At 66.2% G+C, this 23,545-nt stretch carries 25 protein-coding genes and 1 pseudogene; 17 read left to right on the forward strand and 9 right to left on the reverse strand.

The window, feature by feature from the left end; all coding sequences use genetic code 11:
* The first annotated feature begins 160 nt into the window (after positions 1 to 160).
* Positions 161 to 2,170, forward strand: a complete 2,010-nt coding sequence (locus HY019_RS01270) for a response regulator (RefSeq protein WP_290687718.1) — start codon at positions 161 to 163, stop codon at positions 2,168 to 2,170.
* 5 nt (positions 2,171 to 2,175) lie between these two features.
* On the opposite strand, the gene HY019_RS01275 is transcribed toward HY019_RS01270, so the two are convergent.
* On the reverse strand, positions 2,176 to 3,408 hold the full coding sequence (locus HY019_RS01275; RefSeq protein WP_290687719.1) for an MFS transporter: 1,233 nt from the start codon (positions 3,406 to 3,408) through the stop codon (positions 2,176 to 2,178).
* Between the two features lie 96 nt (positions 3,409 to 3,504).
* Here HY019_RS01275 and HY019_RS01280 point away from each other — a divergent pair, with 96 nt between their 5' ends.
* Positions 3,505 to 4,440, forward strand: a complete 936-nt coding sequence (locus HY019_RS01280; protein ID WP_290687720.1) for a LysR family transcriptional regulator — start codon at positions 3,505 to 3,507, stop codon at positions 4,438 to 4,440.
* A 45-nt stretch (positions 4,441 to 4,485) separates the two neighbouring features.
* Here the strand turns inward: HY019_RS01280 and HY019_RS01285 are convergent.
* The 3 genes and pseudogenes from HY019_RS01285 to HY019_RS01295 all read right to left on the reverse strand — a co-directional run bounded on the left by HY019_RS01285 (position 4,486) and on the right by HY019_RS01295 (position 8,645).
* Positions 4,486 to 7,177 (reverse strand): annotated as a pseudogene (locus HY019_RS01285) (bifunctional acetate--CoA ligase family protein/GNAT family N-acetyltransferase).
* Positions 7,178 to 7,295: 118 nt separating this feature from the next.
* Positions 7,296 to 7,805, reverse strand: coding sequence for a hypothetical protein (locus HY019_RS01290; protein ID WP_290687721.1), 510 nt, complete (start codon positions 7,803 to 7,805; stop codon positions 7,296 to 7,298).
* 234 nt (positions 7,806 to 8,039) lie between these two features.
* Positions 8,040 to 8,645, reverse strand: a complete 606-nt coding sequence (locus HY019_RS01295) for a DNA-3-methyladenine glycosylase I (protein WP_290687722.1) — start codon at positions 8,643 to 8,645, stop codon at positions 8,040 to 8,042.
* Between the two features lie 36 nt (positions 8,646 to 8,681).
* On the opposite strand from HY019_RS01295, the gene HY019_RS01300 reads away from it, so the two are divergent.
* Positions 8,682 to 8,912 (forward strand): 4Fe-4S binding protein, encoded by a 231-nt coding sequence (locus HY019_RS01300; RefSeq protein WP_290687724.1) that lies wholly within the window; start codon positions 8,682 to 8,684, stop codon positions 8,910 to 8,912.
* A gap of 1 nt (position 8,913) precedes the next feature.
* On the opposite strand, the gene HY019_RS01305 is transcribed toward HY019_RS01300, so the two are convergent.
* A complete protein-coding gene (locus HY019_RS01305; RefSeq protein WP_290687725.1) occupies positions 8,914 to 9,993 on the reverse strand; it encodes an AraC family transcriptional regulator in 1,080 nt (359 codons plus the stop codon).
* A gap of 113 nt (positions 9,994 to 10,106) precedes the next feature.
* Here HY019_RS01305 and HY019_RS01310 point away from each other — a divergent pair, with 113 nt between their 5' ends.
* The 6 genes from HY019_RS01310 to HY019_RS01335 all read left to right on the forward strand — a co-directional run bounded on the left by HY019_RS01310 (position 10,107) and on the right by HY019_RS01335 (position 15,581).
* Positions 10,107 to 11,303, forward strand: a complete 1,197-nt coding sequence (locus tag HY019_RS01310) for an acyl-CoA dehydrogenase family protein (protein ID WP_290687727.1) — start codon at positions 10,107 to 10,109, stop codon at positions 11,301 to 11,303.
* On the forward strand, positions 11,300 to 12,730 hold the full coding sequence (locus HY019_RS01315; protein WP_290687728.1) for an acyl-CoA dehydrogenase: 1,431 nt from the start codon (positions 11,300 to 11,302) through the stop codon (positions 12,728 to 12,730). Before HY019_RS01310 ends, HY019_RS01315 begins: the two co-directional genes overlap by 4 nt.
* Complete coding sequence (locus tag HY019_RS01320) at positions 12,727 to 13,551, forward strand: acetoacetate decarboxylase family protein (RefSeq protein ID WP_290687730.1); 825 nt, start codon at positions 12,727 to 12,729, stop codon at positions 13,549 to 13,551. Before HY019_RS01315 ends, HY019_RS01320 begins: the two co-directional genes overlap by 4 nt.
* Before the next feature lie 84 nt (positions 13,552 to 13,635).
* Entirely contained in the window at positions 13,636 to 14,103 is a 468-nt protein-coding gene (locus HY019_RS01325) for a hypothetical protein (RefSeq protein ID WP_290687733.1), read from the forward strand.
* Positions 14,100 to 15,086: a DUF2145 domain-containing protein gene (locus HY019_RS01330; protein ID WP_290687735.1), complete on the forward strand. Its 987-nt coding sequence runs from the start codon at positions 14,100 to 14,102 to the stop codon at positions 15,084 to 15,086. Before HY019_RS01325 ends, HY019_RS01330 begins: the two co-directional genes overlap by 4 nt.
* Positions 15,087 to 15,149: 63 nt before the next feature.
* Positions 15,150 to 15,581, forward strand: a complete 432-nt coding sequence (locus HY019_RS01335) for a hypothetical protein (protein ID WP_290687736.1) — start codon at positions 15,150 to 15,152, stop codon at positions 15,579 to 15,581.
* A gap of 15 nt (positions 15,582 to 15,596) precedes the next feature.
* Here HY019_RS01335 and HY019_RS01340 read toward each other — a convergent pair whose 3' ends face one another.
* Positions 15,597 to 15,938, reverse strand: coding sequence for a hypothetical protein (locus HY019_RS01340; RefSeq protein WP_290687738.1), 342 nt, complete (start codon positions 15,936 to 15,938; stop codon positions 15,597 to 15,599).
* Positions 15,939 to 16,108: 170 nt separating this feature from the next.
* Between HY019_RS01340 and HY019_RS01345 the strand changes: the two genes are divergently transcribed.
* On the forward strand, positions 16,109 to 16,342 hold the full coding sequence (locus tag HY019_RS01345; protein ID WP_290687740.1) for a hypothetical protein: 234 nt from the start codon (positions 16,109 to 16,111) through the stop codon (positions 16,340 to 16,342).
* Between the two features lie 39 nt (positions 16,343 to 16,381).
* On the opposite strand, the gene HY019_RS01350 is transcribed toward HY019_RS01345, so the two are convergent.
* Positions 16,382 to 16,957 carry a hypothetical protein gene (locus HY019_RS01350; RefSeq protein WP_290687741.1) on the reverse strand — a complete coding sequence of 192 codons (576 nt, stop codon included), beginning with the start codon at positions 16,955 to 16,957 and terminating at the stop codon, positions 16,382 to 16,384.
* A gap of 136 nt (positions 16,958 to 17,093) precedes the next feature.
* On the opposite strand from HY019_RS01350, the gene HY019_RS01355 reads away from it, so the two are divergent.
* On the forward strand, positions 17,094 to 17,453 hold the full coding sequence (locus tag HY019_RS01355) for a nucleotide pyrophosphohydrolase (RefSeq protein WP_290687742.1): 360 nt from the start codon (positions 17,094 to 17,096) through the stop codon (positions 17,451 to 17,453).
* On the opposite strand, the gene HY019_RS01360 is transcribed toward HY019_RS01355, so the two are convergent.
* Positions 17,450 to 18,136, reverse strand: coding sequence for a protein-L-isoaspartate(D-aspartate) O-methyltransferase (locus HY019_RS01360; RefSeq protein ID WP_290687744.1), 687 nt, complete (start codon positions 18,134 to 18,136; stop codon positions 17,450 to 17,452). The two genes, HY019_RS01355 and HY019_RS01360, sit on opposite strands and share 4 nt — an antisense overlap.
* Positions 18,137 to 18,219: 83 nt before the next feature.
* On the opposite strand from HY019_RS01360, the gene HY019_RS01365 reads away from it, so the two are divergent.
* The 3 genes from HY019_RS01365 (at position 18,220) to HY019_RS01375 (ending at position 19,484) form a co-directional block, all read left to right on the forward strand.
* The gene (locus tag HY019_RS01365; RefSeq protein WP_290687746.1) at positions 18,220 to 18,555 is read left to right on the forward strand and encodes a hypothetical protein; all 336 of its coding nucleotides are present in this window, start codon (positions 18,220 to 18,222) and stop codon (positions 18,553 to 18,555) included.
* A 132-nt stretch (positions 18,556 to 18,687) separates the two neighbouring features.
* On the forward strand, positions 18,688 to 19,155 hold the full coding sequence (locus HY019_RS01370) for a hypothetical protein (RefSeq protein WP_290687748.1): 468 nt from the start codon (positions 18,688 to 18,690) through the stop codon (positions 19,153 to 19,155).
* 11 nt (positions 19,156 to 19,166) lie between these two features.
* Complete coding sequence (locus HY019_RS01375) at positions 19,167 to 19,484, forward strand: Rieske 2Fe-2S domain-containing protein (RefSeq protein WP_290687750.1); 318 nt, start codon at positions 19,167 to 19,169, stop codon at positions 19,482 to 19,484.
* 17 nt (positions 19,485 to 19,501) lie between these two features.
* Here HY019_RS01375 and HY019_RS01380 read toward each other — a convergent pair whose 3' ends face one another.
* On the reverse strand, positions 19,502 to 19,636 hold the full coding sequence (locus HY019_RS01380) for a hypothetical protein (protein ID WP_290687752.1): 135 nt from the start codon (positions 19,634 to 19,636) through the stop codon (positions 19,502 to 19,504).
* A 330-nt stretch (positions 19,637 to 19,966) separates the two neighbouring features.
* Here HY019_RS01380 and HY019_RS01385 point away from each other — a divergent pair, with 330 nt between their 5' ends.
* Genes HY019_RS01385 through HY019_RS01395 form a run of 3 tightly spaced genes read left to right on the forward strand, consistent with a single transcriptional unit; the run spans position 19,967 to position 23,520 of the window.
* Positions 19,967 to 20,539 (forward strand): DUF4255 domain-containing protein, encoded by a 573-nt coding sequence (locus tag HY019_RS01385; RefSeq protein WP_290687754.1) that lies wholly within the window; start codon positions 19,967 to 19,969, stop codon positions 20,537 to 20,539.
* Positions 20,536 to 21,543: a hypothetical protein gene (locus HY019_RS01390; protein WP_290687756.1), complete on the forward strand. Its 1,008-nt coding sequence runs from the start codon at positions 20,536 to 20,538 to the stop codon at positions 21,541 to 21,543. The genes HY019_RS01385 and HY019_RS01390 overlap by 4 nt, the downstream gene beginning before the upstream one ends.
* A gap of 15 nt (positions 21,544 to 21,558) precedes the next feature.
* Positions 21,559 to 23,520 (forward strand): phage tail sheath C-terminal domain-containing protein, encoded by a 1,962-nt coding sequence (locus HY019_RS01395; protein ID WP_290687758.1) that lies wholly within the window; start codon positions 21,559 to 21,561, stop codon positions 23,518 to 23,520.
* Positions 23,521 to 23,545: the final 25 nt, after the last annotated feature.

Below are 23,545 nucleotides of genomic sequence, written 5' to 3' on the forward strand. Positions count from 1 at the left end.
GGGCGAATCTTACGTGCAGGGCACCTGGCGTGCACCATCTTGGTGGTGATGGCTGGCCCTGATCGGCATTTTTCAGCGCAGGTATAGACTGATTCGCGCAATGAAAATTGAGATCAAACGCGAGCCTGGTGCTGGTGGTGAACGCAAACGGAGAGGGCGCATGCACAAAGATGTTGAGGAAAAGATGCGCCGCATCCAGATGATGATGGAGCGCACGGAGCACATCGCGCAAACGGGCAGCTGGGAGTGGGATGCGATCACCGACACGGTGACCTGGTCCAAGGAGACTTACCGCTTTTTTGGGCGCGACCCCGCGTTGGGCATCCCGAACCTGGAGGGGCAAAGGGAGCTCTACACGCCCGAAGACACCGCGCGCCTGCACGCCACGGTGGCCAAGGCCCTGGCTGACGGGCTGCCCTATGACATTGAGTTGTGCGGCGTGAGGCCCAGTGGTGAAAAGCGCTATTGCCACATCCTGGGCTTCCCCGAGCGCGATGCCAGCGGCCGGATCGTGCGCCTGGCCGGCTCGCTGCAAGACATCACCGACCGCAAGAAGGCCCAGGAAGAACTGCGGCGCAGCGAGGCCCGCTACCGCTTCCTGGTGGACAGCCTGCCTGGTGCCGCGGTGCTCCTGTTTGATCAGGACTTCCGCTTCCAGGTGGCTGGCGGCGAGGAGCTGTTCCGAAGCGGGTTCGACAAAAGCCAGGTGGAAGGCCATACGCTGGCCGAGGCCTTTCCGCCCGACGTGGTGGCGCTGTTCGCGCCGATCTACGCCAAAGCCCTGCAAGGCGAGAAAACCGAGTTCGAGCACCGCTACAAGGACGACTACTACCGCCAGCAGGTGGTCCCTGTGCGGGATGACCAGGGGGCCATCGTGGCGGGCATGGTCATCTCGCACAACATCACCGAACGCAGGCTGGCGCAAGAGGCTTTGAGCGAGGCCAATGAGAGCCTGGAGCGGCGGGTGGCCGAGCGCACGCGCGAGCTGGTGGAGGCCCGCAACCTGGCCGAAGCGGCCAATGTGGCCAAGAGCGCCTTCCTGGCCAACATGAGCCACGAGATTCGCACCCCGCTCAATGCCATCAACGGCATGTGCTTCCTGGTCCGGCGCTCGGGTGTCACGCCCGAGCAGGCCCGGTATCTGGACCACGTTGACGCGGCCGGCGCCCACCTGCTGGACATCCTCAATGACATCCTGGACCTGTCCCGGATCGAGTCGGGCAAGTTCGTGTTTGACGAGGCCGAGGTCCACATTGGCAAGATGGCCGGTGAGGTCATGGCCATGGTGGCCGAGCGTGCGCAGGAAAAGCAGCTCACGCTTATCCAGGATATCCAGGCCATCCCGCTGCGCTTGCTGGGCGATGTCACGCGGCTCAAGCAGGCCTTGCTCAACTACCTCACCAACGCCATCAAGTTCTCGGACCAGGGCAGCATTGCCTTGCGCAGCCGCATCGAGCATGAAGACAGCGACAGTGTGCTGGTGCGCTTTGAAGTGCAGGACCATGGCATCGGCATCCCCGCCGAGACGATTCCCAGGTTGTTCACGCCCTTCGAGCAGGCTGACAACTCCATGACCCGCCGTTATGGGGGCACGGGCCTGGGCCTGGCCATCACCCGCCGCCTGGCCGAGCTCATGGGCGGCAGCGCGGGTGTCGAGAGTGTGCTGGGGCAAGGCAGCACCTTCTGGTTCACTGCGCGGCTCAAGAAGGGGGCGTTCACCCCTGCGACACCTGTGTTGAAGCTGCCTGGCGCCCAGGCCGAGCAGATGCTGAAAGCGGCCTGCCTGGGGCAGCGCGTCCTGGTGGTGGAAGACGACCGCCTGAACCAGGAGGTTCTGCGCCTGTCGCTGGAAGGTGCCGGGCTGGCGCTGGACATGGCCGAGACGGGCGATGTCGCCGTCGAGATGGTGGCCCGCCAGGCCTACGCGCTGATCCTGATGGACATGCAGATGCCCAGGATGGGCGGCATCGAGGCCACCCGGCGCATCCGGGCCTTGAGCACCGGCACAAAGGTGCCGATCATCGCGATGACGGCCAATGCGTTTTCGGAAGACCGTGAACGCTGTCTGGCCGTGGGCATGAACGACTTCATCTCCAAGCCCTTCAAGCTCGACAAGTTGTTCGAGACGATCCTGACATGGCTGCCGGACGGTGGCGAGCAGACGGCCTAGCCGGGCTACGCGGCCCCCGTCGCATTGCACGCCGCGTTTTGAGCTTGACCCTGCGGCCACATGCGCACAAGCAAGGCGCCCAGCGCAGCCAGGGCGGCCATCACCATGACGGCTGACCACCCCCACTGCGCCAGCAACTGGCTGCCAATGGCCGCACCGGTGGCCATGCCGATGAAGACAGTGACGAACAGCATGGCGTTGAGGCGGCTGCGCGCCTGCGGGGCAATGCCGTAGACGATGGTCTGGTGGGCGATCAAGGCGGCCTGAACGCCCAGGTCAAAGACCATGGCGCCGAGGGCCAGCAAAACCAGTTGCGCGTGGGGCGAGGCCAGCGGGGCAAGTGCCATCAAGGCGAAGGCGCTCAAGGTCAGGATCGCACCCAGGCGGGTCACGCGTTCAGGGCCGTGGCGGTCGGCCAGCCGGCCAGCCAGGGGGGCCGCCAGGGCGCCGGCTGCGCCAGCCAGGCCGAAGGTGCCTGCGGCTGCGCTGCCCAGGTGGAAGGGGGCGCCGTGCAGCATCACGGCCAGGGTCGACCAGAAGGCGCTGAAGCCCACGGACAGCAGCCCCTGCGCCAGGGCCGCGCGGCGCAAGGCGCCATGGCGTGACCACAATGTGGTCAGCGAGCGCAACAGCGCCGTGTAGGACAGCGAGGTGGCCGGCTGAAAATGGGGCAGCCCGCGCCAGGAAGCCAGGCCGATCAGCGCCACGCTGCCTGCAGCGGCGAAGAACACCGCGCGCCAGCCGAACTGCTCGGCCACGAAACCGCTGACCACGCGAGACAGCAGGATGCCCATCAGCAGCCCGGTCATCACCGTGCCCACGATCTTGCCGCGATGGGCCTCGGGCGCCAGCGTGGCGGCCGCGGGCACGATGTCTTGCGCCATGGTGGCGCTCAGGCCGATGGCCAGGCTGGCCAGCATCAACATGCCGATGTTGGGCGCCGTGGCTGCCAGCAGCAGCGCCGCCACCAGGGCGACGGCCTTGCCCACGATGATGCGGCGGCGGTCATAGCGGTCACCCAAGGGGGCCAGCAAGAGGATGCCCAGCGCGTAGCCCAGTTGCGTGAGCGTGGGCAGCCAGCCCACCTCGCGCTGCGAGGCGCCCATGTCCGCGCCCAGCACGCCCAGGATGGGTTGGCTGTAATAGAGCGAGGCCACGGCCAGGCCGGTGCCGCTGGCCATCAGCAGCACCAGGGCGCCGGAGAGCGTGGATTCATTCGTTTTTTGCATGCTGCTCATGGTCGTTCACCGATTTCAGAGGGGTGAACCGAGTTTGCCCGCAAGGGTGGGTCGGTGGTAGTGGCCTGCGCCGCACATTTGATATACGCTGAGCGTATGAAAGAGCCGCATCTTCCCGGCGCCACAGGCGATCGGCTTCAGTTGATGGAGACCTTTGTGCGCATCGTCGAGGCGGGCAGCCTGTCTGCGGCCGCAGCGCAGATGCACACCACCCAGCCCACGGTCAGTCGCCGTTTGCTGGCGCTGGAGCGCTCGCTCGGTGTGCGCCTGTTGCAGCGCTCCACCCACGTCATGCGGCTCACGGATGACGGCGCCCGCTGCTTCGAGCGGGCCAAGGAGCTGCTGGCCAGCTGGGCGGCCTTCGAGGCCGATGTGCGTGGCGCCCAGGAGGAGCCCGACGGCATGCTGCGCGTGGTGGTGCCGCATGCCTTTGGCCAGGAAAAGTTCGTGCTGCCGATGGCGGATTTTCTGCGCGCGCACCCCAAGGTGTCGATCGAATGGTTGCTGCAGGACGATGTGCGCGACCTCATCGCGGCGGGGGTGGACTGCGCCGTCGTGGTGGGTGAGCCCTTGGACCCTGCCGTCGTGGCCATCAAGTTGTCCGAGGTGCCGCGCATCGTGGTGGCCGCACCTTCCTTGCTGCGCGAGCACCCCGTATCCGATGACGGTGAAGACCAGCTGGCCTCATTGCCTTGGCTGGCCCTGAAGACTTACTACCGCAACGAGGTGCTGCTCAAGCACATCGAGCGTGGCGAGCAGCGGCGCATCGCGATCCGCCCGCGTGTCAGCACGGACAGCCTGTACGCCCTGCGCAGTGCGGCCTTGCAGGGCCTGGGCGTGTGCATTGGCTCGACCTGGTTGCTGGCCGATGACATCCAGCAAGGGCGCCTGGTGCGCCTGGCGCCCGATTGGTGTGCCGCGCCGCTGCCGGTGTACATCACCTACCCGTATGCGCGCTTTTATCCATCCAGGCTGTTGCGCTTCGTGGCCAAGATGCGCGAGGTGGTGCCGGGGGCGATCAGTGGGCCTTGATCGGGATCACCGCTCGACAACACCGCGCGACGTCACTGGCCGCCCTCACAAGGCATGCGTCACCAGGCGGAAGTCCGGGTCTTCGGGGTAGGCCTTGACCGTGAAGCCCAGGCTGCGCATCAGCCGCAGCATGCCGTCGTTGTTGGTCAGCACCAGGCCGATGATTTCGCTCAGGCCGCGTTCGCGGGCCACGTCCATGATGCTCTCCATCAGGCGCGAGCCCAGGCCCTTGCCACTGAAGTCATCGGCCACCACCAGCGAGAACTCGCAACTGGCCTGGTCCGGGTTGGTGATGTAGCGTGAGACACCGATGATGCGTTCGCGCTCGATGATCTCGCCATTGGCCTGCGCCTGGCGTTCCTTGTAGACGGCCACCAGGGCCATCTCGCGGTCGTAGTCGATCAGGGTCAGCTTGGCCAGCATGGTGGGCGGCAGCGCCGTCATGCTGGACACGAAGCGGAAGTAGCGGCTTTCGGGCGAAAGGCTTTGCACCAGCTCCTGCAGCATCTGCGCGTCGTCGGTGTGGATGGGGCGCACGGTGTACTCGCCACCACCGCGCAAGGGCCAGACCAGCTCGAAGCGTGCGGGGTAAGGCAGGATAGGCAGGTGGCTGTAAGCGCCGGCGCGGCCACCGATGACATGCGGGCCGCTGTCGATGACGATGCGCGCGTCCACCGACACGGCGCCGTCTTCGTCAATGATGATGGGGTTGATGTCCATCTCGCGCAGCTGGGGCAGCTCGCACACCATTTCCGAGACGCGCAGCAGCACGCGCTCCAGCGCATCCAGGTCAACCGCGTTCAGGCCGCGCCAGTCACCCAGGGTGCCGGCCACACGTGCGCGCTCGATCAGGCGGTGGGCCAGGTACTGGTTGAGCGGTGGCAGCTCCATGGCGCGGTCGTTGATGAGCTCGATCATGGTGCCGCCCGCGCCAAAGGCGATCACCGGGCCGAAGGCATCGTCGGTGACCACGCCGATGCAGATCTCGCGGCCCGAGCGGGTGCGCGCCATCTGCTGCACCGTCACGCCGTTGATGCGGGCATCGGGGCGCAGGCGTTTGACCCGCTCCATCATGTCGTTGAAGGTGTCGCGCACGCCGGTGCCGTTCATGATGTTGAGCGCCACGCCCTGCACATCGGACTTGTGCGAGATGTCGGGCGAATCGATCTTGAGCGCCACCGGGAAACCCAGCTGCGTGGCGATCATCATGGCCTCGTGCGCGCTGCGTGCCAGGATGGTCTCGGTGACCGGAATGTGGAAGGCCGACAGCAGGCTCTTGGACTCCATCTCCGTGAGCACCTTGCGGCGCTCGGCCAGCACGCTTTCGATCACCAGGCGGGCGCCTTCGATGTCGGGCTTGGCCAGGGTGGACAGCGGCGGCGGCGTTTGCTGCAGCAGTTGCTGGTTTTGATAGAACGAGCTGAGGTAGCCAAAGGCCCCGACGGCGGACTCGGGCGTGCGGTAGGTGGGGATGTTGGCGTCGTTCAGCGCCACGCGCGCATCACCCACGGTGGCGTCGCCCATCCAGCAGGTCAGCAAGGGCTTGGACATGCCAGGCTTGCAGGCCACCAGGGCTTGTGCAAAGGCATCGGGGGGCGGCACCGGGCTTGGGCGAGTAGATGACCAGCACGCCGTCGATGGTGGTGTCGCGGTTGGCGGCTTCCAGTGCGGCCTTGAAGTGCGCGGGGGTGGCGTCTTCAGACAGGTCGATCAGGTCGACCAGCGTGGCGGTGGGGGGCAGCGCGGCCTGCAGGGCCTTGGCCGTGTCGGCCGACAAGCGCCCCAGGGTCAGGTCGATGTCGTTGATGCGGTCGGCCGCGAGCACGCCTGGGCCGCCGCCATTGGTGACGATGGCCAGGCGCTTGCCCGCGGGGCGAAAGCGCGAGGCCAGGCACTTGGCGGCCGAGAACATTTCCACAAAGGACCTCACCCGCACCGCGCCGGCGCGGCGCAAGGCCGCATCAAAGACCTCGTCGTTGCCCACCATGGCCGAGCTGTGGGTGCGCGCAGCGGCCTGCCCGGCCGAGTGCCGGCCCGCCTTGAGCACGATCACCGGCTTGGCATTGGCGGCCGAGCGCAAGGTGCTCATGAAGCGGCGCGCATCCCAGATGCCTTCCATGTAGACCAGGATGCTCTGGGTCTGCGGGTCATTGGCCAGGAAGTCCAGCGCCTCGGCCATGCTGACGCCGCCATGCGGGCCCAGCGTCACCACAGACGAGAAAGACACGGCATTCCTGGCGGCCCAGTCCAGCATGGAGGCCGTGAGCGACCCCGATTGCGAGATCAGCGCCAGTGGGCCAGGCTCGGCCAGCGGCCCTAAGGTGCTGGCGTTCAGCCCCAGGGCGGGCCGCTGCAGGCCCAGGCAGTTGGGGCCCAGCAGGTACAGGCTTTCGCGGCGCGCCTGCTTGTGCCAGGCCGCGGCCTGCTCGCTGTCCACCCCGCTGGAGAGCACCATCACGGCCCGGCAGGCCATGCGCGCGGCCAGCTCGATGGCAGCCGGCACCTCGCTTGGGGGCAGGGCGATGATGGCCAGGTCGGCCTTGATCTCCATGAGGTCGGCCAGCGTGCCACTGGTCTGGGTGCTCACGAACTGCAAGGTGCCCTTGAAGCGCTGGGCCTTGAGCGCCTGCAACAAGGTGGTGGCGTGGGGGCTGGTGGCCTCCTCGGGGTTCGAGGAGCCGGCAAAGACCACAATGGCCCTCGGTGCGAACAGCGGGGCCAGGTAGTGCGCGTCCATGGATGGGTGCTTTCTCAGGCTCGGCCATCTCGGCAATGGCCTTCCACGGCCAGTGTAGGAAGCCGGCCTGTGAAATGCAATGCGCACCACGCCCGCAGACGCACGGGCTTGACGCGAATCAGTTGATCAGCATGCGGCTGCTCTTGCGAACGACCTGACCTTGCTGAGGCTGGCGCACGGCCCGGTAGATGTCCAGGTCCGTCAAGCCGATGCTTTTGAGGAATTCGTCACGCAATTTCAGCACCGAGTCGACGGTGTCTTCCGAGGCCTCGATCAGGTAGCCCTCGATGCGCTCGAGCTCTTCGATCTGGCGTTCGCTGAAGGTGGGGCGAGCCCAGTTGGGCAACATGGTGCATTCGCTCAGGCCCCAGGCCGAGGGGTGGTGGTGCACTTCCTGGGCCAGGATGGCCTGGGTCAGCTCCTCCAGGACGCTGGCGCCCAGGTCCCGGCTCAGGCCGTTTTCGATCACCTGCGCCGCGACGACGCGCGGTTCGGCCACATCGATCACCACGCGGCACAGCGCCGGCTCGGCGTAGGCATGCAGCGCGTGTCGCCAGTGGCCCTGCACGAGGCGGGCCGGGGCGATCGGCTGATCGCAGTCCGAAGAAACGTTGTCGAACCAATTCATCGCCATCCTCCGGTGAAGCACTTGCGGTTTCAGAGAAGGTGGCCTGCAGCGGTACAGCACAGGTCACTGGTGACCATCATGCAGAAACCGCGCGCTTTTGGTGGGCCAAATTGATACCGAATTACCGGTTCGGGGCTTTCATGCAACGGTGCCCGCAATGGGCCGATATCGCCTATATTCTGGAGGGCTGGGCGGCCGCTTTTTGGTGGCGTGTCAGGCGCCAGGCCCTTGGTTTCAAGGCCGCTTGAAGCGCTTTCGCGCCTGCTCGGCCTTGGCCCGAAGGGCGCAGCCCTCGGCGTGGTCATTGATCAGCCCCATGGCCTGCATGAAGGCATACACCGTGGTCGGCCCGACAAACTTCCAGCCTCGCTTCTTCAGCTCTTTGGACAAGGCCACGGACGCCGCCGAGGTCGACGCCGTTTGAGGTGTGGCCAGATTGGCGGCATCGGGCTCGTACCGCCAGATGAAAGCGGCCAGCGAGCCTTCTTGCTGGACCAGTTCCTGGGCGCGTTGCGCGTTGTTGATGGTGGCTTCGATCTTGCCGCGGTGGCGGACAATGCCCTCGTTGAGCAGCAGGCGCTCGACATCGGCCGGTTTGAAGCGCGCGACGCGGTTGAAGTCAAAGCCGTGGAAGGCGGCACGGAAGTGCTCGCGCTTGGCCAGGATGGTGCGCCAGCTCAAGCCCGACTGAAAGCCCTCCAGGCAGAGCTTTTCAAACAGGCGGTGTTCATCGCTGACGGGGAAGCCCCATTCCTGGTCGTGGTAGGCCAGGAACTCGGGTGCGCTGCCACACCAGCGGCAGCGTGATAAGCCGTCCGGGCCCACAAACAAATCGTTCATCGCTATCCTCCCAGAAAGCCATCCACTAAAAGCCCCATGCCCAGCGCCCTGCCTGTCATCGACCCAAGCCGTTGCACGGGCTGTGGCCGTTGTGTCAGCGTTTGTGGCCCGCACGTGCTGTGGCTGGAGGCCGAAGGCGAGAACGGCTGGGGCCCCAAGCGCTCGGTGCTGCACGACGAGGCCGGGTGCACGGGTTGTGCCCGCTGCGCCGTGGTCTGCCCTTTTGACGCCATCGAGATGGTAAGGGTGAACAAGGCGAAGGCCTGAGTCAGGCTGGTGGTCTGGGCCCGGGTGGATGCCCGGGCATGTTCGTGTTTGTGTGCCCATGTGCGTGCCGGGGCGTGTGCCCGAACCAGCGCTTGTAGGCCCGGATGAGGGCAGCCGCTTCGCTGTAGCCCAGCGCGGCAGCGATGTCGGCCAGGTCGTGGTCCGTGTGCGCCAGCCAGTGTTGGGCGCGCTGCGCGCGTTCGGCATCCGACAGGTCCTGAAAGTTCACCCCTTCATCCGCCAGGTGGCGGCGCAGCGTGCGTTTGCTGCAGCGCAGCCGCTCGGCGATGTCAGCGGCATCGGGCCAGGGCCCGTCGTCGCCATGGCGTGACAAGGCTTCGCGCACACGCTGGTGCCAGGTCACCGGGCTGGAGGGCAGGATGGCGGCCTCACGCGCTTCGCACTGCGGCTCCAGCATCTGCACCAGCAGGGCATTGGCCTCGGGCATGGGCTCGTCCAGCGAGCTCGGGTCAAACTGGACCTGGGTCAGGGGCGCGCCAAAGCTCACCGGGGCGCCCAGTTCGGCTTCATAGAGCCTGGCCTCGCCGGGGTCCTGGGGCGTGTAGTCAAAGCGCACCCGCAACAAGGGCGCGTGCGCATCCGGAAAGAACACCTTGACCAGGCCGATCGCAAAGGCCGCGTCCCGATCGAGGTAGAAGCGGCGCAGGTCGCCCAGGTGCTCGCCGCCGCGCAGGGTCAGCGTGCCGCTGCTGAAGTCCACCTCGGGTGACAGGTGCGTGTAGCTGAGGTTGATGAAGCGCAGAAACAGCTCGATGGCCTGGCGGCGCGTGGCCGCGTGCGGCACGATCAAGCCCAGGTGGCCGAAGTGCATCAGGCGGTAGCGGGCCCCGATGTACAAGCCCAGGTGTGGGCGCCCGTCCCGTGCCAGCCAGTTGCGAAAGAAGGCCTGCTCCTGCAGCGGGGTGATGCAGGCGTTCGGGTCATGCAGTTCATCCAGCGTGATGCCGGTGCCCCGCAGCATGTCTTGCGGCAATTGGCCCAGCTCGGCCTGCCAGCTCAGCAGGTCGGCCACGGCCATGATGGACAGCGAGCGCTCGCGTTGGAGGGCTTGGGGTGACATGGCTTCAGAGGATAGCCCAAGGGGCCCCGGCTGCAAGGAGGGATGGCCACAATGGTCAATCGCCAGCCGCATTCGTCATTGGTTTTGAGGCCCTTGGTTTCTAGCATCAGGGCATGGACACCGTGATCGAACTGGAAGCCGACGAAGCCCATGCCTGGACCGATGCCGTGGCGCGTTTCACCGAGGAGGTGATCGCGCCGCTGTTTGAGCGGCCCGAGTGCATCACCACCCCTGCAGACTGCCGCCGTGCGCTGGATGGCCTGGTGGACCTGGGTGTGCTCAACAACGGCCCGGATGCGGGCCTGGGCTTGTGGGATTTGCCGAAATCGGCCTTGGGGCGGCGCCTGTCCTTGAGCTATCTGCAGGTGGTGGCGAAGACATCGGCGGCGCTGGCCTACCAGATGCACCTGCAGGCCATGGCGCGCCATCTGGATCGGCTGGCCGGCGTGCACGATGCGCAGGGCCTGCCGCTGGTCTTGATGCAAGGCAAATTGGGCCTGGGGCGCGAGGCCCTGGTTCACCTGCTCACAGGCCAGGCCCTGGCGCCGGATCAGGCTGCCATGCTGGCCGACAACTGGGCCTGGCCCGATGCCGGGCAAGCCCGCCTGCTCAATGCCTTGCCCGACTGGACGGCGCTGTGGCTGTGCACCTGGGATGTGGGCGAGGGCTGGCGCTGGCACAGGCTGGACCGCCAGGCCCTGGGCCATACGCCCATGGCAACAGGCTTCGGGCTGGATGAGTTGCAGATCGAAGCCGTGCATGCCTTGCAGGGGATGAGTCTGACTGAAACCGCGGCCACGCATTGCGTGAGCGGGGCGGCGGCCGCATCGGCCTGGTCTACCTTGCAGGCCGTGCACGCCATGGGCCTGCTGGCCATCACGCAAGCGGGTGTGCATAGGGCTGGCGCAATGGCCTTTGAGCAAGCGCACCTGCGTCGCCAAGGCGCCCAGCTCATTGCCCGACATGCCGCCGTGCAGCAGTTGCTCAGCCTGGCGCGCGGTGCAGCCAGTGAGGCGGCCCGTGATCTGCAAGCCCTGACACGGCCCGATGCCCCTTGGCCGGCCTTGCGCGAGCTGTGGCGCCTGCGGGCGCGGCACCAGGTGCGCCTGTCGATGGGGGCCAGCGCCGCGTTGCAGGTCTTTGGCGGCATGGGCTACATGAAGGACACCGGCCTGGAGCGCCTGCTGCGCCAGACCCATCACCTGCGCCTGCTGGGTGGCAGCCCGGCCGAGCTGGCGCTGTGCGTGGCTTGCTGGGACACGCTGTGCAGCCCCTGGCCCGAGGCCTTGCAGGAGGAGCCCACCCCATGAGCCATGTCTTTCCCGCGCCCGGGCCTGTTGGCCATCTGCTGGGCACCCACCTCGAAGGCCACGTAGCCGCCGCCCACCCCTTGTCCCCCAGGGCCGCCATGGCCGGCCTGCCCCCGATCACCCACCAGTTGCTGGCCTACAACCCCCAATCAATCTGGGAGCTGGAAACCGCCCGCCTGCCACGGCCCTTGCAGGCCTTGAGGCGCCGTGCGCGGGCCTTTGCGCAAACGCAACTGCAGCCCCAGGCCCTGGCCATTGATGCGCTGCCCCATCTGCCCGCCGGTGAGGCGCACCCCCAGGTGCAGCAGTTGCTGGCGCTGGCGGGCCAGGAAGGCTGGTTGTACGACATGCTGCCGCCGCCCCTGGGCTCGGGCGCGTGGCTGCAAACGCCCTACCCGCTGGCCTGGCGCGCCTGCCTGAAGGTGGAGGAGTTCTCGCGTGCCTGCGGCGGGCAGATGCTGCTGCTGTGCGCGCACCAGCTGGGCATGGCCCCCATCATGCTCTCGGGCGACCTGCCCTTGATCTGGCGCAGCTTCGCGCCCGCCGCCCGGGCCACACGCCAGGGGCGCCCGCATCTGTTTGCTTTTGCCATCACCGAGCCCGGTGCAGGCTCGGACGCCGAAGACGGCCATGGCGCGGCCGTCTGCAAGCCCGGTGTGACCGCGCGGCGCGAGCGCGATGGCTGGGTGCTCAATGGCGACAAGGTCTTCATCAGCGGTGGTGACCTGGCCGATCAGGTCACGGTGTTTGCCGCCCTGGAAGGCGAGGGCTTCGAGTCCTGGACCTGCTTCCTCGTCGACAAGGGCACGCCGGGCTTCAGGCCGGTGCGCACGGAGCTGAAGATGGGCATGCGGGCCTCGGGCGCGGCGCAGCTGTCGTTCGACCAGGTCTGGGTCAGTGACCGGGCCGTGGTGGGTGGCTTGCGCCAGGGCTGGTCACTCAACCGCAGCACGCTCAATTTGTCGCGCCTGCCCGTGGCCTCGATGGGCGTGGGCCTGGCCCAGGCCGCGGTGGACATCGCCACCGACTACGCCTGCCAGACCCACCTGGGTGGCAAGCGCCTGATCGACTTCCAGGATGTGCAGCTGACCCTGGCCCAGATGATCGCCGAGACCTGCGCCGCACGCGCCCTGGTCTGGCAAGGCGCCCGCACCTGGTCGCCCCGGCAGGGCGTGGCCTCGATGGCCAAGTTCCATTGCACCGACACCGCCATCAGCGTGATCCACCAGGCCATGGACCTGATGGGCGAGCGCGCCATCCTGCACGGCGCGCGGCTGGAAAAGCTCTACCGCGACGCCCGCCTGACGCAGATCTTTGAAGGCACCAACCAGATCAACCGCCTGTCGGTGATCGAGGACCTGCAGGAAGACCTGCTGGCCCGCGCTGCGCAACCCACATCCACATCCACCCGGAGACCCGCACCATGAGCAGCACCCTGAGCTTCGTCGGCAACGAGCCCTTTTTCGATGTGCCGCGCACCAGCGTGAGCACCAGCCAGGGCCCCGTGCAGTTGCCCATCCTCTACCGCAAGACGCGCAATGTGAATGCCTTCTTCATGGCCGACACCGGCCAGGTACAGGCTGTGTTGCGCCAGACCGCCGGGGACGAGCTGCAAGCCGCCTGCCTGTGGCGCGGCCAGGCCATGGTGGCCCTGGCCTGCTACGAGTACCAGGACACCAGCATCGGCCCGTACCACGAGATCGGCCTGGCGGTGCCGGTGGTGCGCCGTGGGGTCAAGCCGCGCCTGGGCCATTGGCTGCAGGCTCTGAGCGATGTCGACAAGCCGCAGCGCGAGCTGGGCTTTTACGTGCTGCACCTGCCCGTGAGCACCGCCGCCGCCTGTGCGGCCGGGCGGGAGATCTGGGGCTTGCCCAAGTTCATCGCACCCATGCAGTACGAGCGCGCCGGCTCGGGCGTCAAGGTGGTGCTGAGTGACCCGGAGCAGCCCACCCAGCCCGGCTCGGCCATCCTCACGCTCAGCGGCGAGATGGGGGCGGCCTTGCCTGGCCCCTCGATGAGCCTGGTGCTGTACTCGCAAGTGCAGCGCGACTGGCTGCGCACGACCGTGAACGTGCGTGGCGGCCAGCGCCTGCACGCACCGGGGGCCGTGCGCCTGCGCGTGGGCCTCAGCCAGCACCCCATGGCCCACACCTTGCGCCAGCTGGGCCTGGATGGCGCCCGGCCTGTGTGCCTGACCGACACGGACAGCTTCCAGTCCCGCCTCAACCAGGGGCAGGTGATGGCGTGAACAGGGGATAGGGCGCAGGGCCTGCGCTTTTGAAAGAGAATCGGGTGTCCGCCTTCACGGCGTTTCCATCAGGATCTGAGAACCATGCGCCCTGTTCAACACACTTTGCTGGCCGCCGCCTTGCTGTCCAGCATGATCAGCCTGCCTGCCCTGGCCGACACCACGCTGTCGGCTTCGGTGTCCGACAGCATCAGCACGGCAGTGGGCAGCGTGTCCACCTCGCTCAAGAAATCCAGCCAGAGCTCCACCAAGGACGACAAGGTCGCCGAAGGGGACTACAAGGTCATCGAAGTGACCGCCGAGGCGGACCAGCCCGGCATGGTGCGTTTGAAGCTGCAGGCGTTGGCCGATGCGGGGCCTGATGAAAGCTTCGACCTGATCCTGCCGCAAAAGACCGTCGAGCTGAACCAGGTGGCCAAGGGTGCCATCGTCACGGCCCGCAACCGCCCTTACGGCATGGCCTTCGCCACCGGTGAAGCCCGCCAGGACTTCTTCCTGGTGCTGCAAGACCAGTGGTTCCGCGAACTGGCAACCAGGCCCGTGGTGCTTTGAACGCGCAGCTCAGGGCGGTCCCCCGGGCCATCCTGAACGGTCTGGTCGGCTTGATGGGCCTGGCCGGCCTGACCCTGGTGGGCGGGGGCACGGCCCACGCCGAATGGCTCAATCTGTGCGACAGGCAGGCCAAGGTCAGCGCCAGCCAGCAAGACAAGCTGTTTCGCTTTGGCGCCATCATCAAGGCCGAGCTGGACCGCTCCGGCCACAAGGCGGCCCTGATGGCGCGCTCGGGGTTGGACCTGCAGCGCTTTGGCATCCGCTATTCGCACGCCGGTGTCAGCCTGCAGGACAGCGACAACACACCGTGGTCGGTGCGCCAGCTCTACTACGCCTGTGACGAGCGCAAGCCCCGGGTGTATGACCAGGGCATATCGGGTTTCCTGCTGGGCACGGACAACCCGAACGTGGGCTACATCTCGGTGGTGTTCCTGCCCGACGAGCAGGCCGCCGACCTGGCGCGCGCCGCGCTGGACAAACGCCAGGCCCTGAGCGTGCTGGGCGCCACCTACAGTGCCAACGCCTACCCCTTCAGCACGCGTTACCAGAACTGCAACCAGTGGTTGATCGAGCTGCTGGCCACGGCCTGGGGGCATCTGGATCTGCCGCAAGGCATGCCCGATTCGACCCAACCGGGTGAGCCTGGCGGCATGGATGGGTTGCGCGGCCAGGCCCAGGCCTGGCTGAAGGACCAGGCCTACGCGCCCACCGACATCGACGTCGGCTCCCGGCTGCTCATGTGGGCGGGCCGCTTCATCCCCTTCGTGCACAGTGACGATCATCCCCAGCAGGACATCGACGCCCGGCGTTATCGCGTCAGCATGCCCGCCGCCATCGAAGCCTTTGTGCACCAGGCGGTGCCGCAGGCCACCCGCGTGGAGTTCTGCCACACCGAAGACCACGTGGTGATCCACCGGGGCTGGGGCGATCTGGCTGATGGCTGCGTGCCGGGTGGCGAGGATGAGGTGATCCGTCTGGACTAGGTGCGGCTTGACCAAGCTGACTTATTTGGTATAAATCGTTTATACGATTTACAAGGTCAAACCATGAACGCCACCGCAGTCAAAAAAGCCGCTGTCAAAAAGCCAGCCATCAAGAAAACCCCGGCCGCCAAAGCGCCCACCAAGGTCGCCGCCAAGAAGGCCCCGGCACCCAAGCCCGTGAAGGCCCCCGTGGCCGCACCCGTGACCGCCACGGCGAAGGCGCTGCCCCCCGTGGCCAAGGTCGAGAAAATCAAGATCAAGCTGGTGCGTGACAGCTTCACCATGCCCGCAGACGACTGGGCCTTGATCGCCCAGCTCAAGGAGCGCGCACTGGCGTTCAAGCGGCCTGCCAAGAAGAGCGAGTTGCTGCGTGCGGGCCTGCAAGCCCTGGCCGCGCTGCCCGATGCCAAGCTCAAGGCCGCGCTGGACAGCCTGTTGCCACTCAAGCCCGGTCGCCCCAAGAGTGACAAGGGCGACAAGAACGACAAGAAGTGAATCCCGCCTGCGCATTCACCACTCGATGCCGGCCATGCTGTCTTGCCAGATCAGGCTGGTCTGCAGTTTGATGAGCAGGCCGATGAGGATCAGGTCATAGTCCGCGTAGGGCAGGAAATACGCGGGCTGGCGCCCATCCAGGTCGTCAAAGGGTGTGGACAACCAGCGCGCCAGCCAGGCGCTGGGGCTGAGGCGGGGGCCGGCGGTCTGCACATGCAGTTGCCTGGCCTCGACCTGTTCCACCAGCCTTTGCAGCTTGGGATATGTCTCCAGATACTCGGCCGCCAGCCCCATCATGGTCTCCATCAGGTATGCCAGATGCAGGCTAGGCGCCTTGCTTGACAGGTGCGTGACCAAGGATGATTTCTTCTCGCCCGGTATGCGCAAATGCACAAAGCAGGGCGAGATGGCGTTTCCGGTGCGGCCACCATGATCCGAATGCCTCATGGGGTCAAGGGATCAGACCGAGCGGGATTCAAAGACCCTGGTTAAGCTGGCGAGGCCCTTGTAGCCGTGAGATGTCAGCCATGCCCTACCCGCTCGAAGAGACCGTCTTCAAACGCACCCACAAAGGGCAAGTGGTGGCCACCTCACGCAAGGCCTTTGTGGACGAGCGTCGGTTTTCCTTGTTGCGCATGGTCACCGGTTTCACCAGTGCGCGCGTGCTGTCGGAGCTGTCGGGCACCACCTTGTTCGAGGTGCTGGAGATGCTGCACGCCCTGGAAGCGCAAGGCCTGATCGAGCGCTTTGACGCGCCCTGAAAACCAAGCTGAACCGGCCCGCCTGCCTCGGCCAGGGCCTCAACGCCCGTCGCCCTGCTGCTCCAGCTTGCTGAGCGTCTGCTCCAGCGGGCGCAACTGGTTCAGGGCGTCGGCCACATTGAGCTCGGTGAACATGGCCTTGGCCTGGTCCACGTGCTCGCGGGCGCATTTGGGGTTGCCGCCAAACAGGCAGGCAAAGGCGATGAACAGGTGCCCATCGGCCACGTACTCGGGCACCTGGGCTTCGGCCACCAGCGATTCACCGGCCATCTTCAGCGCCGCCATGTCGCGCGTGCGCATGGCGATCAGGGCCTTGATGCGCGAGGCGATCGTGCGGTTGAAGGGTCGGCCTTCGGTGTTGGCCAGCAACTCGCAACGCAAGGCGATGTTGGCCGCCGCGCTCATGTCGTCCTGCTCGTAGATCAGGGACACGGCCTCTTTGACCCGGTCACCATCGCACAAGCCTTCGCCGGCGGCGAACTCCTGCACATGGCGCGATGCCGTCGGGACAGGGCCCGGGTCCTTGACGGAGGCCGCCAGGGTGGGGCTCACGCCGGCCACAGCCAGCAGCACAACCAGGGTGCCTTTGAGGATGGGTGACGAAGCTTGCAACATGGGGCCTCCTGAGAGCGCTTGCACGTTGAGCGGTTTATCGGCTGAGTCAGCCCATTCTTTAACGGGGCTCGTACAGCGTCAATGGCGCACCGGCGTTTTGCCGTCTAATCGGGGCTGAACAACATGGGTTCATGCCGTGCCGCCAGACGACTCCATCCCCCAACTCGCCCAGCGCCTGCAACAGTTCGCCGACGCGCGTGACTGGGGCCCCTTCCACTCGCCCAAGAACCTCGCCTCGGCCCTGATCGTGGAGGCCGGTGAACTGCTGGAGCACTTCCAGTGGATGACCGAAGCGCAAAGCCGCAACCTGGATGCCGACAAGAAGCAGGCCGTGGCCCACGAGATGGCCGACGTGCTGCTTTACCTGGTGCAGCTGTCGTCCGCGCTGGGCGTGGACCTGATGGCAGCGGCGCGCGAGAAGATGGCGATCAACGAAAGCCGCTACCCGGTGGACCAGGCCCGCGGCAGCAGCCGCAAGTACGACGAGCTGGGTTAAGCGCGAAGGGCGGGCGCGCCGCCCGTCAAAGGCACAAACGCCACCGGCAGCAAGCCCGACTCGGTCACCTGCCCCTGCGCATCCTTGCTGACCAGTACCAGTTCCTGCCGGCCATGCTGCGGCCCCACCGGGATCACCATCCGGCCCCCGGGCTTGAGCTGCTCAACCAAGGCTGGCGGGATCACGGGCGAAGCGGCCGTCACCACGATGGCGTCATAAGGCCCACCCGCTGGCCAGCCGCTGTGCCCATCGCTGTGGTGCACATGCACGTTGTGCAAGCCCATGCCTTGCAGGCGCTGTGCGGCCATGCGGGCCAGGGCCCCGATCACCTCCACCGATTGCACCTGCTTGACCAGCCCAGCCAGCACCGCGGCCTGGTAGCCCGAGCCGGTGCCGATCTCCAGCACCACGTCATCGGGCTTGGGGTCGATCAGGTCCGTCATCAAGGCCACGATGAAGGGTTGCGAGATGGTCTGCTGGTGGCCGATGGGCAGGGGCGCGTCCAGCCAGGCCTCGTCCTGCAGATCGGGGTCGACAAAGGCGTCACGGGGCACGGCCGCCATGGCCCGCATGACCCGGTCAGACAGCATGGGGCGGCCGGTACAGGCGCCGCATGACAAGGCCTCGGCACGGATGTGATCCAGCAAGGCGTCGATGGCCTGCTGGCGGTGGTGGGTGCTCATGCCTGCGGTCCCCCTGGTCAGCCTGTCGTGGCTACCAGCATAGCCCCGGCTGCGCGTGCATGCCAGTGCGTATCATGGCCACCATGACTTCGCCTTCCCCCAAACCCCCGTCCTTCAAGCTGGCCGTGGGCGGCGCCATCTGGCTGGGGCTGACCTGGCTGGCCTACGCGCTGTTCCTGGTCAACACGCCCATCACCTTGCAAAGCGTGCAGGCGGGCGCCATCACCATGGCCCGTGGTGCGGTGATGGCCAGCACCGCCATGGCCTTGCTGGCGATGATCGCGGGGCTGATCAAACTGGCCTTGCTGAAACGGCGGGATGCCTCTTTGGTGATCGCGGCGATCTGGTCGATGGGCGCACTCTCGCTGGCCTTCTCGATCTACATGCTGACCCGGCCTTTGCTGGACTCGGCCATCTGACCTGAATCTGAGCATCTGCACCTGCCCCGCGGCTTCCCCCACTGCCGCACTCGGTCTCATACCCGAGCACAAGCGTGGCCTTGCCCGATGGGTTTTCAATGGCGTGGTCATCATCCCGATCCCCTCACTGCCATGCCTGCCCTGCTGCTGTCCACCACCGCCATCGACATCAAGCCCGCCAAGCCCCATGGCCTGGCCGACCTGGGTGTGCCCTTGACCGAGGCCACGCTCGTCAAGAAGGGCAAGCTCGCAGAGTTCGCGCAATCGCAAGACAGCGGCAAGGTGGGCCGCCGCTTTCAGAACATCCGCGTGACCGCCGTCAAGACAACGGAAGGTGGTGTCCAGGCATCCAAACTCATCGTCGCCTTCGAGGTTTTTGGTGACGACAACGTGCCGGTGGTGGGCAACCAGGGCGTGGCCGCCGTGCTGCATGCCGGCGAGCGGGCGCTGCAGGACTTGCCGCTGGGCAGCTTGTTCCTGCCCTATGCCTGCGCCTGGTACGAGAACCGCTATGCCGCCGACATCAGCAACGAGGTGTTCGACCAACTGGACCGCCTGCACTTCGTGGCGCAAGCCGATGACGTGCGCTGCATCGCCTGAGCGGTTGCACCATGACCTTTCAGACGCTTTGCAAGCAGCGCTACCTGGGTGAGGGCGAGAGCACGCCCTTCATGCTCGACGGGCGCGAGGTGTTGGTGCTGTGGCCTGATGGGGGCCAGCCGCGGGCCTTCCATGGGGTGTGCCCGCATGAGGGCCAAAGCCTGGTCAACAACTCGGACTTCAATGGCCGCGTGCTGATCTGCACCGTCCATGGCTGGGTGTTCGATGGGCGCAATGGCGAGGGCTTGCGGCCCGAAGGTTGCCGTATCCGCGAGTACCCACTGCGCCTGGTGGATGGGGGCCTGGTCGAGGTGGACCTGGAGGGCTGAACGCGTGTCAGCGCGTGTCAGCGGTGCACGAACTGGCAGGCCTTGGTGTCGGGGTTGCACACACGGACCAGGTCGCTTTTCACATGCGTGGCAAACAGACCTTGTGCGATCACGACGCCCGCGATCAGGGCGATGGACAGACGGACACTCATGCTGCTCTCCTTGCAGTGCAAGCGGATGTAAGTAGCGTAGTCACTGCGGCGTTTTGGCGCTACAGGGTCGACACCCTGGAATGCAGGGGGCATGAACCCCTGGTCGATCAGGCTGTGAGCTTGGTCACGCTTGCGCCACCCTGCGGCAAGGGGCCCGCAGGGCGCGTCACCAGGCGTTTGACCCTTGACCTGAGTCAACTGCACACCCCCCTAGAACGTAGTCCTTCACCGTTTTGAAACCCTTGTTCCCATAAACTGAAATCAGATTTCACTTCTGAGAACAAGGCAATCCATGCAGTGGGGTGTACGCGGCTTGAGGGGGGCTCGGTCTTGATCGAACTCGCCTTGAAGTTCCTCAGCGACGAGGCCAACGGCTTCATGGCGCGTCGCCTGGGCCTGGACCTGGGCAAGCTGGATGTCGGCCCCTTTGTGGACTACACAACCGGCGCGCTGGCCATCGGTGTGGACACCACCCGCATGACACTGTTCCAGATCGAGGAAGAGCGCGTGATGCGCGAGCAGCTGCCCGTGCGCCAGATCGTGGCCGGTCGTGAATTGACCCTGCCGCCGCCCTTGAAGGTCAACCTCATCGTGGTGGTCAGCGGGCGCTTTCAGCATTACGACCAGTGCCTGCGCCAGCTGTCGCTGCTGCTGACCTTCTTCCAGTCGCACCCGGTCTTCACGCCCACCGACTACCCCGGCATGCCCGCCGGCATCGAGCGCCTGTCGGTCGAGTTGCTGAACTACGGCCCCGAGCAGCTCAACCAGTTGTGGACCTGCATCGGCAGCAAGCACCTGCCGGCCATGGTCTACCGCGTGCGCATGCTGTGGCTGCAGGACGCCGAGCCGCAAGGCACGGGCTCGCCCGTCACCGGCATCCAGACGCGCATGGAGATGCGATGAACACAGGCTTTCGCACGCTGTGGACCATCGCCCTGTCGCACGCCTTTCATGGCGGCATGAGCGACGCCCTGGCCTTTGTGGTGCCACCGGCCACGCAGGATGCGCTCAAGGCCATGCGGGCCATGGCGCGCGAGATCGACGGCCGCCTGCATGTGCTGATCGAAGAAGACGCCGATGGCCATGCCCTGATCGACAGCACGGGCCGCACCCTGGTGTTCGGCCTGGCCCCACGCAGCGCCACCTTCGTGCAGTACACGGGCGACCTGGGTCTGCAAAAAGGCCAGCAGGCCTTGTTCGCCAATGCGGTATCCATCGATGCCATTGATGCCCAACCCACCGGGGTGCGCATCAGCGGCAGCCGCATCACCATCACGCCGAAGCGAGACGAGCGCCCCTTGACGCTGCGTGCGGTCACCGCTGGTGGCCTGCCCAAAGCCAGCATCACCTTGTCGCCCACCGATGCCAGCTGGCAGTGGGACGCAGGCGGTTTGCAAGGCGAGGTGCAGATCACCGAAGAAGCGCAGCCCGGCATGGTGCTGGCGCAGCAGCGCCTGTTCATCGCGCCGGGCCTTGCCGATTGCTGGGGCGTGTTGACGCTCCAGATCGCCGCAGACCACGTGCTGCACGGCCACGACTTCACCTTGACGCTGCCCGCCCGCGAAGACGTGCTGCGCTACTACGTGCTGGTCAAGCCCGCCAACCAGGCGGACTTCGACAGCATCCAGATCCAGGACCAGGGCGCGGCCACCGACAGCCGCAACCCCGTCACCTTCACCCGCCACGTGCCGCCTTTCGGCCAGGGTCACCTTTCCCCTGATCTGCTCGATCCGGGGCACACCCGTCAGCTCGTGCTGTTTGAAGCCAATGCGCCCATTGCCCGCCAGGCCCGGGGCCCGCATGGCATCGCACTGCAAAGGCTGGGTGAAGTGCTCATCGGCGATCTGCCTCAGCCCGGGGCCGATCGCGGCGATGCCCAGTTTGTCGTCCACCTGAGTAAACCGTAGAGGAGCGAATCCGCCATGCCAACCTACCGCACGCCTGACGTGTATGTCGAAGAGATCTCGGTGTTCCCACCCTCGGTGGCCGAGGTGGCGACCGCCGTGCCTGCCTTCATTGGCTACACCGCCAAAGCCACCCGCGATGTCGAGGGCGACCTCAAGAACGTGCCCACGCGCGTGACCTCGCTGCTGGAGTTCGAGCAGCTCTTCGGCGGTGTGCCCACGCTGGACGTGAGCAAGGTGCTGCTGGACGACGCGGGCAACTTCCTGCGCGCCGAGCTGGGCACGGGCAACACCAAGCACCTGTACGACAGCATGCGCCTGTTCTTCGACAACGGCGGTGGCCCTTGCTACATCGTGTCGGTGGGCAAGCACACGGACAGCATCGACAAGGACCAGCTCATTGCCGGCCTGGCCAAGGTGGCCACGGTGGACGAGCCCACCATCCTGCTGTCGCCCGATGCGGCCTCGCTGGACGCGGACGGCCTGGCCGCCTTCCAGCAAGCCACGCTGGCCCAGGCCGGCAAGCTGGGTGACCGCGTGGCCCTGATGGACACGAGCTACTACGACAACAAGACCGCGCACGGCACCGCCATCGACAACTTCCGCAGCAAGGTCGGCATCAACAGCCTGAAGTACGGCACGGCCTACGCGCCCTGGCTCAAGATCAACTATCCCAAGCAAGTGGGTTACGCCGACCTGACCAAGCCGGCCACCAAGCTGTACAAGGGCTCGCAGCCCGTGGACCTGTCCACGCTGACCTCCGAGCAGGCCATCAAGGACAAGCTCGCGCGCCTGGACAAGGTGCTGGCCGACCTGCCCCTGATCGCCACGACCAAGGCCAATCTGTTCGACCCGCAAACCAGCTTCTCGGGCAAGCAGGATGCGCTGCTGATGGCCTACAAGGGCGGCAAGACCGTGGGCACGGCGCAGGCGGTGTTCGACTTCCTGATGGACGCCGCCCGCGCGGTGGATGGCCTGGTGAGCGCTGCCGTCAAGCTGACCTGTGCCGAGCTGGTCACCATCGTCAACAGCCAGATCACCGACGTGCTGGTGCCGGTCTACAAGCCGCTGCTGGCCATTGAAAAGGAACTGGCCCTGGCCGCACCGGCCTACACCGTGCAGCAGGACCAGGGCACGGCGCCTTCGGCCACCGCCTGGGGCACGACCTGGACGGCCGTGGCCGCCAGCACGGGCAAGGTCCCCACCGCGCCGGGCACCACCTTGGCCGCGCAGCTGGACGCCACCATGCCCACCGTGCTGGCGGCACTGGCCGCAGTCGGCACCGCGCTGTCGCAGATCGCGGCGGCGGCCACCACCTACCGCAGCAACGACGAAGCCTATCTGGGCGAGAACTTCAGCCTCTACCGCGCCATCCTCAAGGGCGTCAACGGCGCCGTCACCGTGTGCCCACCGTCTGGTGCCATCGCCGGCATCTACGCCCTGGTGGACAACCAGCGTGGCGTGTGGAAGGCCCCGGCCAACGTCAGCCTCAATGGCGTGCTGGCGCCCACCTACCTGTTTGACAGTGACGACACCGACAACCTCAACATCGACGCCAACTCGGGCAAGTCGGTCAACGCCATCCGCGCCTTTGCGGGCAAGGGCACGCTGGTCTGGGGTGCACGCACGCTGGCCGGCAACGACAACGAGTGGCGCTACATCTCGGTGCGCCGCTTCTACAACATGGTCGAGGAGTCGGTGAAGAAGTCCACCTACTGGGCCGTGTTCGAACCCAATGACGCCAACACCTGGGTCAAGGTGCGCGGCATGATCGAGAACTACCTGACTCAGAAGTGGCGCGAAGGCGCGCTGGCCGGCGCCAGCACCAAGGACGCCTTCTTCGTGCGCTGCGGCCTGGGCACCACGATGAGCAGCCAGGACATCCTGGAAGGCCGCCTGATCGTCGAGATCGGCATGGCCGTGGTCCGCCCCGCGGAATTCATCATCCTGAAGTTCTCGCACAAGCTGCAGACCTCCTGATCCCACACTGAACCACATCCGAAGG

It is taken from the genome of Aquabacterium sp., from assembly GCF_016195855.1.
Lineage (GTDB): Bacteria > Pseudomonadota > Gammaproteobacteria > Burkholderiales > Burkholderiaceae_C > Aquabacterium.

Excerpts from the sequence above, each read along its gene's own strand:
- HY019_RS01270 (WP_290687718.1), top strand. The coding sequence starts at position 161 with ATGCACAAAGATGTTGAGGAAAAGATGCGCCGCATCCAGATGATGATG.
- HY019_RS01275 (WP_290687719.1), bottom strand. The coding sequence starts at position 3,408 with ATGAGCAGCATGCAAAAAACGAATGAATCCACGCTCTCCGGCGCCCTG.
- HY019_RS01280 (WP_290687720.1), top strand. The coding sequence starts at position 3,505 with ATGAAAGAGCCGCATCTTCCCGGCGCCACAGGCGATCGGCTTCAGTTG.
- HY019_RS01290 (WP_290687721.1), bottom strand. The coding sequence starts at position 7,805 with ATGAATTGGTTCGACAACGTTTCTTCGGACTGCGATCAGCCGATCGCC.
- HY019_RS01295 (WP_290687722.1), bottom strand. The coding sequence starts at position 8,645 with ATGAACGATTTGTTTGTGGGCCCGGACGGCTTATCACGCTGCCGCTGG.
- HY019_RS01300 (WP_290687724.1), top strand. The coding sequence starts at position 8,682 with ATGCCCAGCGCCCTGCCTGTCATCGACCCAAGCCGTTGCACGGGCTGT.
- HY019_RS01305 (WP_290687725.1), bottom strand. The coding sequence starts at position 9,993 with ATGTCACCCCAAGCCCTCCAACGCGAGCGCTCGCTGTCCATCATGGCC.
- HY019_RS01310 (WP_290687727.1), top strand. The coding sequence starts at position 10,107 with ATGGACACCGTGATCGAACTGGAAGCCGACGAAGCCCATGCCTGGACC.
- HY019_RS01315 (WP_290687728.1), top strand. The coding sequence starts at position 11,300 with ATGAGCCATGTCTTTCCCGCGCCCGGGCCTGTTGGCCATCTGCTGGGC.
- HY019_RS01320 (WP_290687730.1), top strand. The coding sequence starts at position 12,727 with ATGAGCAGCACCCTGAGCTTCGTCGGCAACGAGCCCTTTTTCGATGTG.
- HY019_RS01325 (WP_290687733.1), top strand. The coding sequence starts at position 13,636 with ATGCGCCCTGTTCAACACACTTTGCTGGCCGCCGCCTTGCTGTCCAGC.
- HY019_RS01335 (WP_290687736.1), top strand. The coding sequence starts at position 15,150 with ATGAACGCCACCGCAGTCAAAAAAGCCGCTGTCAAAAAGCCAGCCATC.
- HY019_RS01345 (WP_290687740.1), top strand. The coding sequence starts at position 16,109 with ATGCCCTACCCGCTCGAAGAGACCGTCTTCAAACGCACCCACAAAGGG.
- HY019_RS01350 (WP_290687741.1), bottom strand. The coding sequence starts at position 16,957 with ATGTTGCAAGCTTCGTCACCCATCCTCAAAGGCACCCTGGTTGTGCTG.
- HY019_RS01360 (WP_290687744.1), bottom strand. The coding sequence starts at position 18,136 with ATGAGCACCCACCACCGCCAGCAGGCCATCGACGCCTTGCTGGATCAC.
- HY019_RS01365 (WP_290687746.1), top strand. The coding sequence starts at position 18,220 with ATGACTTCGCCTTCCCCCAAACCCCCGTCCTTCAAGCTGGCCGTGGGC.
- HY019_RS01370 (WP_290687748.1), top strand. The coding sequence starts at position 18,688 with ATGCCTGCCCTGCTGCTGTCCACCACCGCCATCGACATCAAGCCCGCC.
- HY019_RS01375 (WP_290687750.1), top strand. The coding sequence starts at position 19,167 with ATGACCTTTCAGACGCTTTGCAAGCAGCGCTACCTGGGTGAGGGCGAG.
- HY019_RS01380 (WP_290687752.1), bottom strand. The coding sequence starts at position 19,636 with ATGAGTGTCCGTCTGTCCATCGCCCTGATCGCGGGCGTCGTGATCGCA.
- HY019_RS01390 (WP_290687756.1), top strand. The coding sequence starts at position 20,536 with ATGAACACAGGCTTTCGCACGCTGTGGACCATCGCCCTGTCGCACGCC.
- HY019_RS01395 (WP_290687758.1), top strand. The coding sequence starts at position 21,559 with ATGCCAACCTACCGCACGCCTGACGTGTATGTCGAAGAGATCTCGGTG.